Source organism: Neisseria sp., assembly GCF_030527965.1.
Classification (GTDB): Bacteria; Pseudomonadota; Gammaproteobacteria; order Burkholderiales; family Neisseriaceae; genus Neisseria.
This window is the reverse complement of sequence record NZ_JAUMZU010000001.1, coordinates 70,915-83,954: the sequence shown is the minus strand read 5'-3', so window position 1 is coordinate 83,954 and position 13,040 is coordinate 70,915. Positions and strand designations below refer to the sequence as shown.

Sequence of the window (13,040 nt, the reverse complement as noted above, 5' to 3'; positions counted from 1 at the left end):
AAATTATTGATGATTGAGCATAAACTTTTCCTTCATATGAAGAAAATCCTACTGAATAAATACTATATATCCAGGAAATAAATGAGGCAGCATAAAAAATAATGAAAATATACATGCATCCTATAAGAACCATACGTATCAATAGCCACTCCTCTACAATTTGTTCAAATTATTTAAAATCAATAGATTTAAATTAAGACATAGCTGCCTTAATGACTTCATGGTTTTTATTCTATCATCATATTTATTATATAATATTAATTTGTCATAAAATAATATTATCCTAAGTTTATATTTTTAACCAGAAGCAAAATTTTGCCAATTTTATGATATTTAAATAAAAACTTTTACATTCGCCTTGCTAACTTCCAACGCATCAAACCTAATTTCAATTTTTCCCAATAAATCACTTCACTCCACTATTACACGCGTATCTATTCACATTCTTTGATTTCTTAATCCTAAGGAGCACTAGCGCAACACTCAAAAATCAAGCATAATCGTCAGGTATTATGTATTGATACATGTACTAAAATTTACAATCCCTTAAGAAAAGAATCAGACAAATAGGAGACACCATGAGTCATATTAAAGTACCGGCCGAAGGCCAGAAAATCATTCCTGGTCAAGCCATTCCCGATCATCCGATTATTCCCTTTATCGAAGGTGACGGCATCGGCATAGATATTACGCCTGTCATGATTGATGTTATTGATGCGGCGGTGGCAAAGGCTTATGGTGGTAAGAAAAAAATCCATTGGATGGAAGTTTATGCAGGAGAAAAAGCCACCCGAGTTTATGGCGACAACGTTTGGCTGCCCGAGGAAACACTTGCTGCATTGAAAGAATATTCCGTATCTATTAAAGGCCCGATGACCACGCCTGTTGGCGGCGGTATCCGTTCGCTCAACGTGGCATTGCGCCAAGAATTGGATTTATATCAATGTGTCCGCCCCGTACGTTATTTCAACGGAGTCCCCTCTCCGCTGAAAGATCCGAGCAAAACCAATATGGTGATTTTCCGTGAAAATACCGAAGATATTTATGCCGGCATCGAATGGGAAGCAGGAAGCGACAGCGCCAAAAAAATCATTGCTTTCCTGCAAAACGAAATGGGCGTGAAGAAAATCCGCTTCCCCGAAACCTCCGGCATCGGCATCAAGCCTGTATCCAAAGAAGGCACCTCTCGTTTAGTACGAGCTGCCATCCAGTATGCCATTGATAATGATCGCAGCAGCGTTACGCTGGTGCATAAAGGCAATATCATGAAATTTACCGAGGGTGGTTTCCGCGATTGGGGCTACGAATTAGCACAAAAAGAATTCGGCGCAACACCGATTGACGGCGGCCCGTGGTGTAAATTCAAAAATCCGAAAACCGGCAAAGAAATTGTTATTAAAGACGCTATCGCCGATGCGTTCCTTCAGCAAATTGTGTTACGCCCCGCCGAATACGACGTTATCGCTACGCTGAACCTGAACGGTGATTACATCTCTGATGCACTAGCGGCTCAAGTCGGCGGTATCGGTATCGCTCCGGGTGCCAATATTTCTGATGAATACGCCGTATTCGAAGCAACCCACGGTACAGCACCAAAATATGCCGGACTGGATAAGGTTAACCCCGGCTCGCTTATCCTCTCGGCCGAAATGATGTTGCGCCATCTTGGCTGGAAAGAAGCTGCCGATTTGGTTATCGAATCTATGGAAAAAGCCATTGGCGACAAACAGGTCACTTACGACTTCGCCCGCCTGATGGAAGGTGCCAATGAAGTATCTTGTTCTGCCTTTGGGAAAGCCATGATTGAACGTATGTAACCCTTAAGATAAACGCCTGTAAACCCATCTGCGCAAGCCGATGGGTTTTATTTATCGTAACTTCAAACAGTTAAAAAACAAGCCAATCCAAACGCTTGACACCCGCCTGTCTACCCTTTATATTCTCATTTCTTCAAAAGAACGGAGTAGTGGCTGAGAGGCTGAAGGCACACCCCTGCTAAGGGTGCATCTGGGCTAAAACCTGGATCGAGGGTTCGAATCCCTCCTACTCCGCCAAATATTAATCCCAAGCCAAAAGCTTGGGATTTTTATTTTTGATATACGCAAAATAAAGCCTGTCTGAAATGTTTTCAGACAGGCTTTATGAAATCGGCAGTATCTTTTTTACAGTGAAGTAAGGAAGGTTAAAAAGCCGAACAGCACGCCCATAACGTTCGGAATCATCAAAATGTAATCTCGTTTCGGCTGTTTGGTCCAAGCATAGATAACCCAAATAAGGCACGAAATCGCGGCGATAAGCGGCTGCCAAGGCTGACTTTTCGCCCCTTCGAGGTTAGCCATGATTTGCGGAATGTAGGCAAGAAAAACAAAAACACCGATAAGTGCGCCGATGGAACCTACGAAAACGTTTAATTGATGCTTAGTCATACCAAAGTCCTTTGTAATATTATTACTTAATTATACTACAAACTATTTTTAAAGCTTTTCCATCTCAATAATTTTTGACTTTCAACAAATTTATATAAACTGATTTAATTGCAGAGGCGAATTATTTCTGCCGGATCCCGAAAACAAAGCCTGATTGCTTCTTCTCCTCATTGCAAACAAACCTCATTAACACTTCTCTATCTATATAAGCGATTCATATATTAAAAAAGCCTGTCTGAGAATTTCAGACAGGCTTTTTTAACATTGACGATCAGCTTTCTACAACGCCTGCTTTGGCGGCATGTTTTTTCAACTCTTCGATTACAGTCTCCCGTGCAGCATGGTCACCATACATCATGCTGGTACCGATAATTTGGCCGTTGGCCGCTTTTAAATTGAAATAAAATTTACCGGAACTGCCTTCTTTTAAATCATAACGCGCTTCATTATCGGCATTTTTTCTTACCGATTCAATGCCATTCTGGGCAGACGCTTTGCTGTTGTATTGCTCGCTGCGCAAAATGGTTTTGCCATTCTCACCCAAAAAATTGAAGTGAAAGGCGCCGGTATCACTTTTTTTCAATTCAAATGTAGCCATAACAAACTCCTTTGTTAAAAAAATCAAATTGTTTTAGTCAGCCCTGTTTTTATCTTAAAAAGTAAAAACCAAGCAGTAATGAGAACTATTTCAGCCATCGAATTAACTATAATCAACAGCAATACTGCTTGTCAATATACGCTTGTCTAATATGAAAACCCTGCTTAAAACGCTTAATTTTGACGCCTTTGCGCCATATTGCGGCCGATAGCGGCCAGTTTTTCTTGTGGAATGAATTGCTTACCCATTTCGAATAAAGGCTCTTCCAATGCAAGATGCACGGCATATCCTTCGGTAAACCGTTTGGCGGTTTCTTCGTTAAACGGATGTTTCGAATCAGATGACATCTGGTTAAATTCGATTTTCAGAGCCGTCCAATTTGCATGCAGTGTTTCATGTTGGCGTTTCAGCTCTTCAATATTGGCAAGCGCTTGTGGCGCATATTGCAATAATAGCGGGAAGAAATCGTCTTCTTCATCCTGATGGTGCAACGGCGCGGCAATATCGAAATATTGGATGATCTGTTTTACCGCCTGTTGCACAATCTCATTTCGGCCATGCTCGGCAATATAGGCAGGCAGCATGTCGACTTGGCTACAAAACCGCCTTACTTTTCCGTGACAAGCGTAAAGCATTTCAATCGGTTCGGCAAAAGTAACGCTTCGGGTATCAAACGGGTTCATATGTCATTCCTTTTGAATTTGAATGCCTGTTTGAATTTGAATGCCTGTCTGAAAAATTATTTATGTTGATAAAACCGGCTTCCGAAATAAGCGCTTGCACCTTCGCGCAACAATACCAGCGTTACCGCGGCCAGCGGTAAACCGACCAGCATACCGATAAAGCCCATGAGCTGGCCAAACGCCATCAACGAGAAAATCACCCAGAAAGGCGATAGCCCAATCCGGTCGCCGACGATTTTCGGCGTAATCAAGAAGCTTTCCAAAAATTGTCCGACGCCAAAAACCGCCCATACCATTATCAAGCCTTGCCATGAACCGAATTGAAGCAAGGCGGCAACCGTTGCCAATAACAAGCCGGTAAAAGCGCCCAAATAAGGCACGAATACCAGAATGCCGGCAATCATACCGATGGCAAAACCGGAATCCAGCCCGGTCAACATTAAGCCCACGCCGTAAATCAAACCCATAATCAGCATAACCATCAGCTGACCGCGCAAAAATTCGCCCAATACCTTGTCCATATTACCGCTGATGCGCGTGTAGGTATCGATAAAGCGGCGCGGCACCAAAGCCCGAATGCCGTGCGACCAGCGCTGCCAATCGAGCAAAAAGTAATAAAGCAAGAAAGGCAGTAAAAACAAATTGCTCAAGCCGGACACTACTGCGCCGCTCTGGCGCATCAGCGTCGGTGCAATCTGTTTGGCCGCGTTGCTGAATTCGCCGGTATGCGCCTGCAACCATGCGGTAACGGTTGGAACATTAATGGTAATGTGTTCGCCAACCAATCCGTTTAGCCACGGCAAGGCTTTGTTTTGCGCGAAATTGATGATTTGCGGCAGCCTCTCGACCAGATTGTTGAACTGATTAACCAGCATCGGCACGATAATCAGCACCAGCGCTAAAATCAAGATTAGCGAAAACACCATGACCAGCATAGATGCCAACCCGCGTTTAATACCTTTATTACGCAGAATCTCCACCAACGGGTTCAGAATATAGGCCAACACCGCCGCTACGGCAAACGGGGTGAGTACGTCGCCCAAGGCGTAAACCAGCCAGAAAGTAAAAGACAAAACCACGGCCATAATTATCCAAGGTTGCATCGAACGCTTTTTTTTCTGATACATGAAGTTTCCTCTGTTTGAAATGCCTGTCTGAAAGTTTCAGACAGGCATTTTTTATTTCAATTAGTCTTTCAGCTGCCGCCGTTCGTAAACAGCTTGCGCCAGCGTGCCCGCATCGACATATTCCAGCTCCGCGCCCAACGGAATGCCGCGAGACAAACGGCTTATTTTATAAGGCAGGTTTTTAAATAATTCGGATAACACATAAGCCGTCGCATCGCCTTCGGCAGTAAAATTGGTGGCAATAATGATTTCTTCCACGTCGCTTTTTTTCAAGCGCTCAACCAGTTGCTCCAATGCAATATGCGATAAATCCATGCCTTGAACGGGATTAACCTGTCCCATCAACACAAAATACAAACCGTCATGGCAACGTGCCGCCTCCATGCTGGCAACATCCGCCGGCATATGCACAATCATCAGGCGGCGTGAATCGCGCGTTTGATCGGCGCAAATATCGCAAAGCTCGTTTTCACAAAAGGTATTGCATAAAGCGCAGTGTCGCACCTGCCGCAATGCCAGTTGCAGCGCTTCGGCCAACTCCTGCGCACCTGCCCGATTATGTTGCAAAAGATGATAGGCGATGCGCTGGGCCGATTTGGGGCCAACATTGGGTAAAGCCTTCAACGCATGGATAAGCTGGCTGAAAGCATCGGTATTTCGGGACATGACTTATGTTTTACAAATGATTCAACAAATCCAACGGCTCGTTGATTGTGAAATCAACCGGCCAGTCTTCCACCCGGTCATTCTCAGAAAGATAACCCCACGCGGCCAATACGGAAACCATACCGGCATTACGCGCCGCAATCATATCGCGCTCGGCGTCGCCCACATACAAGCAATCCTCCGGCGATACCTCCAAAGCCTGATAAGCATAACGCATCGGTTTGATGCTGGGCTTCGGCTCTTCGCAAGTGTCGCCGCTAACGACCACCGCCGGTTCGGTCGAAAAGCCCAGCTTGGGCACCAGGCGTTCGGTAAACGTTTTCGGCTTGTTGGTAATGATGCCCCACTTGATGCCGCGCTCGGCCAGATTATCGATTAATTCGTTAATACCTTCAAACAAAACAGTGTCTTTGTCGAAACACTGCTCATACTCTGCCAAAAAGTTTTGCCGCCATTGGTCATGGTTGGGATGGAATCTGGAAATACCCGCCCCCAGCATAATCAAGCCGCTGGCGCCGTGGCTGGCAACCGGCCTGATTTCTTCCATGCTTTTTTCGCGCAGCTCATGTTTGCGCAGCAAAGAATTGAGTGCGCCGCCCAGATCAAGGGCGGTGTCGGCTAAAGTACCGTCGAGGTCGAATAATACGGCTTGGATGGTCATTGGAATATTCTTTCTGAAAGATGCCTGTCTGAAATCGATTTCAGACAGGCATTTTAACATTAATGATGGTGTTCGTCCTGCGGCATATCACACAACAAATCCTCGCTGTGGCCGTGTGCGCGGCTTTCCGTTTGCACCGTAATATGGCTGATGTTTTCGTGCTTCAATCGGTGTGCCACCATTTCGACAATTTGCTCCGCCTGCGCCACGCTCAGATTGCCGTCAACCACGATGTGGCACGACAAAGCATGCAAGCCGCTGCTGATGCTCCAGATATGAAGGTCGTGCACGGCTTCCACTGCTTCCGTTTCTAAAATGGCGGCCGAAATCCTATCCAAATCCATATCGGCCGGTGTGCCTTCCATTAAAATATGGGCAGCATTCCGTATCACACCCCAACCGCTCGCGGCAATCAGCCCTGCCACCAGCAAGCTGGCCAGCGGATCGGCCCAGCGCCAGCCAAACGCCATCATCAATATCGCGGCCGCAATCGCGCCGAGAGAACCGAACAAATCACCCAACACATGCAAATAAGCGCTGCGCATATTGATGTTTTCTTCGGTATCGCTGTTTTTCAGCATATACCATGCCACCCAGATATTAACCGCCAAGCCCAGCACACTGGTCATCAACATGCCCGTCGTGGCTATCTGCGGCGGGTCGACAAAGCGGTCGATTGCTTCATAAGCAATTAAGAGCGCAATAAAAAGCAGCGTCAAACCGTTAAACGCCGCAGCTAGAATTTCAAAACGCTTGTAACCGAAAGTATTGCGGCGACTTACCGCACGTTCGCCCATTTTCAGTGCCAGCAACGAGATGCCCAGAGAAAGCGCATCGGAAAACATATGACCGGCATCCGAAAGCAGGGCCAAACTGTTGGTTAGCCAGCCGCCGATGATTTCCACAACCATAAAAGCGGCAATCACCACGAGCGAAACGCGCAGCACCTGCTTGTTGGCCGGACGGCTGTGTTCATGATGATGGGCATGATCGTGAGGCATGGCTCGGTTGTTTTCCTTCTCAGTATTTTTCAGACAGGCATTTAGGATTATTCGGGCAACAGCAACACACGCACGCTATCGCCTTTCTCAACCTTCACACCCGGCGGCACTTCGCACAACGCATTGGCGGCAACGCATGTTCCCAGCATGGCAGAACCTTGGTTGGCCAGCAAACGCACAATGCTACCGCCCTCGGCTCCGGCTTCAACCCTAACCCTTAAAAACTCGCGCCGTTTAATCGCCTTAGCGGTAGAAAAATCGGCTTTGGCTTCCAATTCAGGCAACAACCAATCCGATTCGCATCGACCGGCCAATTTGTTCAACACGGGCCGCAGCAAAATACGCGCGGTAACAAAGGCCGATACGGGGTTTCCGGGCAACACGAATACATCGGCGTTGCCAACCCTACCCCAAGAAAACGGCTTGCCCGGCTTGATGGCCACGCTGTGTTCAATCAAATTACCGATATTTTGCAAAGCCTGCTTTAAATAATCGGCATCGCCGACCGAAGCGCCACCGCTGGTAATGATAATATCATACTCTTGTCCGGCTTTTTTTAAGGCCACTTCCGTTTGCGGCAAATCATCCGGCAAAATACCGCCTTCTTTCACCGCTACGTTCAAGGCTCGCAACCATGCAACCAACTGATAACGGTTGGCATCATAAATCTTGCTGCCCTGCAAAGCCTGCCCCGGTTCGGTTAATTCGTTTCCGCTGGAAAACACAACGGCTCTGAGTTTGCGATAAACAGGCAATTCATGGTAACCCTGCGACGCAGCCAGCCCGATTGCCGCAGCGTCCAGCCGGAAGCCTTGCGGCAGCAATTCGCTGCCTTCGGCAATCTCTTCGGCTTTCATGCGCATGTGTTGGCCTGAACGAATGGGGCTGTTTACCAATAAATGATCGCCGTCGATATGGCAATCTTCCTGCAACACCACCGAGGTCGTGTGCGGCGGCAATGCAGCGCCGGTAAAAATACGCGCGGCCTGACCATGCTGCAACGGCGTCTCGGCCAAATCACCCGCCATAATACGGTCGACCACGGTAAATTCCTGTAATCCGCCCTTCTGATCGCATACGGCATAACCATCCATCGCACTGTTGTCAAACAAAGGGCTCGGATACCGAGCCGCCAGCGGCTGCGCCAAAACCCGTCCGATACTTTCAGACAGGCATACGGTTTCATCGGCCAATCGGCAAACATGGCCGGCAAGCAATTGTGCACGTGCAGTTTCAAAATCTAGCATGGCGGATACTCCAAATCTTGCAAAGTGTTGTAATTACGAAAGTCGGCCTCATGCGGGAAAACAACTGCCCGCGCATGTTCTGCTTCAAGCCAGCCGTGCAACGAACGCTTTCCTGCATCCAAATAACTTGCCGCACGTTCCAATAAACCTCGGCCAAGCAACATCACACTATAATGGCTTCGCGCTTGCGTAGAAGCATAAAAAGCAGCGCATCCAGACGATTGCTCTACTGCCGCAAGAAAGCGATGAGCCATATTTTGCGGCAAATGCGGCGTATCGCACGGCACAACCAGCAACCATTTTTCCTCTGCTAACGGCGTAACCGACGCGCTGGCCAGCGCGGCCAAAGGCCCGCAACCGGCATACAACGGCAAATCGGAAAAAACCAAGGCAGCTCGTTGGGCATAAAGGGCTTCATTACGATTGGCGCTTATCGCTAGATTGGCAGCAGGCAAATTCAAGCGCTCAATCACGCAATCAATCAGCGCATGTTCCCGATATCGAGCCAAACCTTTATCACACCCGCCCATTCGGCTGGCCTGCCCCCCCGAAATAATCAAGGCTTTCAGCGCCATTTATTCACCGCCTCGTTATCGCTCGCTTTGACTTCAACCCAATGCTCGCGCCCATCACTAAAACGTTCCTGCTTCCAAAACGGCGCTTCGGTTTTGAGATAATCCATCAAATATTCCGCGGCAGAAAAAGCAGCCTTGCGGTGCTCGCTGGCCGTTAATACCAATACGATTTGCTCGTTTGAACCCAACAAGCCCACCCGATGAACTACGCTACAGGCAGTTAAAGGCCAACGAATCGCAGCATCTTGCACAATGCGTTCGATTTCCTGCTCGGTTACCTCGGGGTAATGTTCCAAAAAAAGATGAGTCAGTGGCGTATCGGTATCGCGGTCGCGCACCCGCCCGACAAAAGCCGCTATTGCACCGGTATTGCAACTGCGTTGCAATAAAGCCTCATATTCGGCCTGCAAATTGAAATCTTCAGTTTGTATGCGCACTTCGGGCTTCATATTCAGCCCCCTGTTACCGGCGGCAGCAAACCCACCTCGGCACCATCAGGAATCTCGGTGTCAAACGAGCTGATTTTCTTATTAATCACCACCCGAAAAACACGGCCTTCATCAAGCGCCTGCTGCCAATCGGCGCCGCGCGCGCGCAGCAATTCAAGCAAATCATGACCGCTGCCGCCCTGCCATGTAAGCGATTCTTGCTCAATTTGCAACTGTTGTTTCAAAACGCCGAAATACAATATGCGTATCATAAAATGCCTGTCTGAAAAATCACAACAAGCCGGATTCTACCTGAATTGTCCAAGCTGGGAAGCAGCCTTATCCTTTAGTAGAATTGCAGATACGCCTTGGGAATGATACTTTCGACCTAATACCTAATATTGCCAATCGAATGAACCACCATATTAGCCTTTCAACCCGTCTGAAACTGCTCACTGCATTGTGGGTCAGCGCCGCACTGTTTTCGATTGCTTTCACACTCGTGCTCTCATGGCGTATGGAAGGCGCCGGCGCCGCCATCAATGATGCCGGCAGTCTGCGAATGCGCACCTACCGCATGGCATTCAAACTGGCCAACCCCTCTCAAGCCTCGGATATACAGCCGGGCATACAAGAATTCGACAAAATTCTTAACAGCCTGAAGCAAGGCGACCCCAAACGCCCCTTATTTCTGCCCGACTCGCCCGAAATACATCAACAGATGGAACAGGTTGTGCGCCACTGGCAAACCCGAACCCGCCCCATGCTGGTCAATTCAGCGCAAAATCAGCAAGCACCGGAGTTGCACGTTTTGCAAAGCTTCGTTGCCGAAATCGACCGGCTCGTCCACCTGACCGAAATCAAAAATGCCCGCCATACCGAATGGCTGCGCCTTTTTCAGACAGGCTTAATGGCTATGGTTTTGCTGGGGGCGGTCATCATGATGATTCTGCTCTACGCCTGGGTTATCCTCCCGATCAATACCCTGCGCGAAGGTGTAGACGCCATTCGCCAAGGCCGTTTCGGCCAACAGATTGCCATCGGCAATGTAAGCGAATTTGCCCAGCTTGCCGGCGGCTTCAACCAGATGAGCACCCACCTTCAGCAGCTTTACGGCCATCTGGAAGAAGAAGTTGAACGCAAAACACACGACCTCGCCCGTAAAAACCACGAGCTGGAAACCCTTTACCAGATTACCCACCACCTGCACCAAACCCATACGCCCGCCGAAGCCGCGCAGAATTTCCTAGATCAGGTATTACCCGAAATTTCCGCAACGGCAGGCAGCGTGCGCCTTTTGGATTTCAAACGCAACCGTATGGATTTAGCCGCCAGCACAGGCCTGCCCGAAAACCTGCGCACCGCCGAGCAATGCGAACATCTGGAAGAATGCCTGTGCGGCCGCGCCGCCGCCCAAACCGGCGAGCAAACCGTGCATTTTTTCCCCACACAAACCGCCAAAAACGACCTTAATCTGTGCAGTAGAATCGGTTTCAGCGATATTGCCATTTTCCATATAAGCTACAAAGAGCAGGAAATCGGCATTTTCACACTCTATTTTCATGAAAAACGCGTTTTAGAAGCAGCCGAAACCGAGCTGCTGCAAGCTCTTTGCAACCAGCTCGGTGCCGCCATTTCCAATATCAGGCTCGATGAAGAAAGCCGCCAATTAGCCGTTTTACAAGAGCGCAACCTGCTCGCCCAAGGCTTACACGACAGCATTGCGCAAACGCTTACCTTCCTCAATCTTCAAGTTCAAATGCTGGAATGTGCCCTGCAATCCCAAGAGCAAGAGCAGATTCAGGAAAACATGAATTTTATCAAAGAAGGCGTGCAAGAGTGCTATGATGATGTGCGCGAACTTCTGCTAAACTTCCGCACCAAAGTCAGCAAAAAAGACTTCACCGAAGCGGTAGAAACGCTGGTTGCCCGGTTTTCCCGCCAAACCCGCATTCCGGTTGATGTAGCATGGTCTGGCCACGGATTGCCGCTGAGTGCGGCCGAGCAGCTCCAAGTCATTTTCATCTTACAAGAAAGCCTGTCCAATATCCGCAAACACGCCCGCGCCAGCTATGTAGAGCTGAGCCTGCAAAACTATCAGGATTTTACCCTTCTCATCCGCGACAACGGCGAAGGTTTCAATCCAGAAACCTTAAACACCGCAGGCAGCAACCATGTCGGCATCGGCATCATGCAGGAAAGAGCCAGCAGAATTCACGCACAACTGCTTATCCAATCCGCACCGCAACAAGGCACTACCGTTACACTAACCCTACCACACAATAAGAGAACCGCCTCATGAGCATCAATATCGTACTAATTGACGACCACACCCTTTTCCGCAGCGGCATCAAAGCACTGCTTTCGCGCCAAGAAGATTTCAACGTCATCGGTGAAGCCGAAGACGGCCTGGCAGGCGTGAAAGCCGTAGAACAGCTGCATCCCGACATCGTATTGCTTGATTTGGATATGCCCGTGATGAGCGGCAGAGAAGCACTGGAGCAAATCTTGCATGCCAATCCCGAGCAAACCGTGGTGATGCTCACCGTATCCGAAGACAGCGACGACTTAACCGAATGCATGCGCCTCGGTGCCCGCGGTTTCCTATTGAAAAACATCAATGCCGATTTCCTGCTTGATTCCATACGCCGCGCGGTCGACGGCGACAACGTATTTTCCCCCGAAATGACCGCCCGCCTGGTTCAATCGCTGATTTCCCCCGTGCCCGCGCCTAAAAACGACCAACTCGCCACGCTGACCCCGCGTGAAATGGAAATCCTCGGCTACCTCGCCGCCGGCCACAGCAACAAAATCATCGCGCGCCGCCTTGATTTGGCCGAATCCACCATCAAAGTGCACGTGCAAAATATCTTGCGCAAGCTCGAATTGAGCAGTCGGGTACAAGCCGCCGTTTACGCCGTGCAACATAAAGTTCCCCAACCCGATTAAAAATTTTAAAATACGAGAACCAAAACGCCTTTATAGATACTAACAACAGATATTCTAAAAATTAAAGGAACCTTCTATGCTTGATTTGAAACCGCTTTGCCGCGCCGCCGCCCTCAGCGCCATCGCATTGGCGCTTTCCTCCTGCGGCGTATTCTCATCATCCAAACCAAAAACCCATGCCAGCAAACCAAGCCAAGCAGTCAAACCCGTACGCATCACAAACATCAACCAACAAGAAGGCGGCCGCGAATTGATTCTGCAAAGCATGGATTTAGTCGGCACGCCCTACCGCTGGGGTGGCACCACCGATACCGGCTTTGATTGTAGCGGCATGATTCAATACCTCTACAAAAACGCCCTCAACGTCAACCTTCCCCGCACCTCACGCCAAATGGCCGAAGCCAGCAGAAGCATCAACCCGAGCAAACTCAAATCGGGCGACTTAGTATTTTTCAACACCTCCGGCCGCGGCATTTCCCACGTCGGCCTATACATCGGCAACGGCGAATTCATCCACGCCCCTTCCACCGGCAGCACTGTACGCACCGAACGGCTAGACAAACCTTATTACGCCAAACGATTGGTTAAAGCAGGAACTTTTTTTTAGTAAAAACCTTATTAACTCAGAAATAAAAAATGCCTGTCTGAAAGATTTTCAGACAGGCATTTATATCAAGAA

Annotated in this window: 15 protein-coding genes and 1 tRNA gene; 5 read left to right on the top strand and 11 right to left on the bottom strand. The window is 48.6% G+C overall.

The annotated features are described in order from the left end of the window. Window positions 1-578 precede the first annotated feature (578 nt). Both icd and Q4A84_RS00380 read left to right on the top strand, forming a co-directional pair. Window positions 579-1,817 carry an NADP-dependent isocitrate dehydrogenase gene (icd, locus tag Q4A84_RS00385; RefSeq protein WP_303086946.1) on the top strand — a complete coding sequence of 413 codons (1,239 nt, stop codon included), beginning with the start codon at window positions 579-581 and terminating at the stop codon, window positions 1,815-1,817. A 143-nt stretch (window positions 1,818-1,960) separates the two neighbouring features. Continuing rightward, a tRNA-Ser gene (locus Q4A84_RS00380) sits at window positions 1,961-2,054 on the top strand. Window positions 2,055-2,162: 108 nt separating this feature from the next. On the opposite strand, the gene Q4A84_RS00375 is transcribed toward Q4A84_RS00380, so the two are convergent. From Q4A84_RS00375 to Q4A84_RS00325, 11 genes are all read right to left on the bottom strand, one after another. Further along, the gene (locus Q4A84_RS00375) at window positions 2,163-2,426 is read right to left on the bottom strand and encodes a SemiSWEET family transporter (protein ID WP_303086945.1); all 264 of its coding nucleotides are present in this window, start codon (window positions 2,424-2,426) and stop codon (window positions 2,163-2,165) included. Between the two features lie 271 nt (window positions 2,427-2,697). Next, on the bottom strand, window positions 2,698-3,024 hold the full coding sequence (locus Q4A84_RS00370) for a YegP family protein (protein WP_303086944.1): 327 nt from the start codon (window positions 3,022-3,024) through the stop codon (window positions 2,698-2,700). A 173-nt stretch (window positions 3,025-3,197) separates the two neighbouring features. Next, a complete protein-coding gene (locus Q4A84_RS00365) occupies window positions 3,198-3,707 on the bottom strand; it encodes a hemerythrin domain-containing protein (RefSeq protein WP_303086943.1) in 510 nt (169 codons plus the stop codon). Between the two features lie 56 nt (window positions 3,708-3,763). Beyond that, window positions 3,764-4,834: an AI-2E family transporter gene (locus tag Q4A84_RS00360; protein ID WP_303086942.1), complete on the bottom strand. Its 1,071-nt coding sequence runs from the start codon at window positions 4,832-4,834 to the stop codon at window positions 3,764-3,766. A 60-nt stretch (window positions 4,835-4,894) separates the two neighbouring features. Next, window positions 4,895-5,500 carry a recombination mediator RecR gene (recR, locus tag Q4A84_RS00355; RefSeq protein ID WP_303086941.1) on the bottom strand — a complete coding sequence of 202 codons (606 nt, stop codon included), beginning with the start codon at window positions 5,498-5,500 and terminating at the stop codon, window positions 4,895-4,897. 10 nt (window positions 5,501-5,510) lie between these two features. Further along, window positions 5,511-6,161, bottom strand: a complete 651-nt coding sequence (locus Q4A84_RS00350) for an HAD family hydrolase (protein WP_303086940.1) — start codon at window positions 6,159-6,161, stop codon at window positions 5,511-5,513. A 59-nt stretch (window positions 6,162-6,220) separates the two neighbouring features. Continuing rightward, the gene (locus tag Q4A84_RS00345; RefSeq protein ID WP_303086939.1) at window positions 6,221-7,162 is read right to left on the bottom strand and encodes a cation diffusion facilitator family transporter; all 942 of its coding nucleotides are present in this window, start codon (window positions 7,160-7,162) and stop codon (window positions 6,221-6,223) included. A 47-nt stretch (window positions 7,163-7,209) separates the two neighbouring features. Beyond that, a complete protein-coding gene (glp, locus tag Q4A84_RS00340) occupies window positions 7,210-8,409 on the bottom strand; it encodes a gephyrin-like molybdotransferase Glp (protein ID WP_303086938.1) in 1,200 nt (399 codons plus the stop codon). Next, window positions 8,403-8,984 (bottom strand): molybdenum cofactor guanylyltransferase, encoded by a 582-nt coding sequence (locus Q4A84_RS00335; protein ID WP_303086937.1) that lies wholly within the window; start codon window positions 8,982-8,984, stop codon window positions 8,403-8,405. Before Q4A84_RS00335 ends, glp begins: the two co-directional genes overlap by 7 nt. Further along, window positions 8,975-9,433, bottom strand: a complete 459-nt coding sequence (locus tag Q4A84_RS00330) for a molybdenum cofactor biosynthesis protein MoaE (protein WP_303086936.1) — start codon at window positions 9,431-9,433, stop codon at window positions 8,975-8,977. The genes Q4A84_RS00335 and Q4A84_RS00330 overlap by 10 nt, the downstream gene beginning before the upstream one ends. 2 nt (window positions 9,434-9,435) lie before the next feature. After that, on the bottom strand, window positions 9,436-9,684 hold the full coding sequence (locus Q4A84_RS00325) for a MoaD/ThiS family protein (protein WP_303086935.1): 249 nt from the start codon (window positions 9,682-9,684) through the stop codon (window positions 9,436-9,438). 140 nt (window positions 9,685-9,824) lie between these two features. Between Q4A84_RS00325 and Q4A84_RS00320 the strand changes: the two genes are divergently transcribed. The 3 genes from Q4A84_RS00320 (at window position 9,825) to Q4A84_RS00310 (ending at window position 12,968) form a co-directional block, all read left to right on the top strand. Beyond that, window positions 9,825-11,714 carry a type IV pili methyl-accepting chemotaxis transducer N-terminal domain-containing protein gene (locus Q4A84_RS00320; RefSeq protein WP_303086934.1) on the top strand — a complete coding sequence of 630 codons (1,890 nt, stop codon included), beginning with the start codon at window positions 9,825-9,827 and terminating at the stop codon, window positions 11,712-11,714. Further along, on the top strand, window positions 11,711-12,361 hold the full coding sequence (locus tag Q4A84_RS00315) for a response regulator transcription factor (protein ID WP_303086933.1): 651 nt from the start codon (window positions 11,711-11,713) through the stop codon (window positions 12,359-12,361). The genes Q4A84_RS00320 and Q4A84_RS00315 overlap by 4 nt, the downstream gene beginning before the upstream one ends. 76 nt (window positions 12,362-12,437) lie before the next feature. After that, window positions 12,438-12,968, top strand: coding sequence for a C40 family peptidase (locus Q4A84_RS00310; RefSeq protein WP_303086932.1), 531 nt, complete (start codon window positions 12,438-12,440; stop codon window positions 12,966-12,968). Window positions 12,969-13,040 lie beyond the last annotated feature (72 nt).

Bases quoted from the DNA above. Each gene is read 5' to 3' on its own strand.
- icd (WP_303086946.1), top strand. From the start codon at position 579: ATGAGTCATATTAAAGTACCGGCCGAAGGCCAGAAAATCATTCCTGGT.
- Q4A84_RS00375 (WP_303086945.1), bottom strand. From the start codon at position 2,426: ATGACTAAGCATCAATTAAACGTTTTCGTAGGTTCCATCGGCGCACTT.
- Q4A84_RS00370 (WP_303086944.1), bottom strand. From the start codon at position 3,024: ATGGCTACATTTGAATTGAAAAAAAGTGATACCGGCGCCTTTCACTTC.
- Q4A84_RS00365 (WP_303086943.1), bottom strand. From the start codon at position 3,707: ATGAACCCGTTTGATACCCGAAGCGTTACTTTTGCCGAACCGATTGAA.
- Q4A84_RS00360 (WP_303086942.1), bottom strand. From the start codon at position 4,834: ATGTATCAGAAAAAAAAGCGTTCGATGCAACCTTGGATAATTATGGCC.
- recR (WP_303086941.1), bottom strand. From the start codon at position 5,500: ATGTCCCGAAATACCGATGCTTTCAGCCAGCTTATCCATGCGTTGAAG.
- Q4A84_RS00350 (WP_303086940.1), bottom strand. From the start codon at position 6,161: ATGACCATCCAAGCCGTATTATTCGACCTCGACGGTACTTTAGCCGAC.
- Q4A84_RS00345 (WP_303086939.1), bottom strand. From the start codon at position 7,162: ATGCCTCACGATCATGCCCATCATCATGAACACAGCCGTCCGGCCAAC.
- glp (WP_303086938.1), bottom strand. From the start codon at position 8,409: ATGCTAGATTTTGAAACTGCACGTGCACAATTGCTTGCCGGCCATGTT.
- Q4A84_RS00335 (WP_303086937.1), bottom strand. From the start codon at position 8,984: ATGGCGCTGAAAGCCTTGATTATTTCGGGGGGGCAGGCCAGCCGAATG.
- Q4A84_RS00330 (WP_303086936.1), bottom strand. From the start codon at position 9,433: ATGAAGCCCGAAGTGCGCATACAAACTGAAGATTTCAATTTGCAGGCC.
- Q4A84_RS00325 (WP_303086935.1), bottom strand. From the start codon at position 9,684: ATGATACGCATATTGTATTTCGGCGTTTTGAAACAACAGTTGCAAATT.
- Q4A84_RS00320 (WP_303086934.1), top strand. From the start codon at position 9,825: ATGAACCACCATATTAGCCTTTCAACCCGTCTGAAACTGCTCACTGCA.
- Q4A84_RS00315 (WP_303086933.1), top strand. From the start codon at position 11,711: ATGAGCATCAATATCGTACTAATTGACGACCACACCCTTTTCCGCAGC.
- Q4A84_RS00310 (WP_303086932.1), top strand. From the start codon at position 12,438: ATGCTTGATTTGAAACCGCTTTGCCGCGCCGCCGCCCTCAGCGCCATC.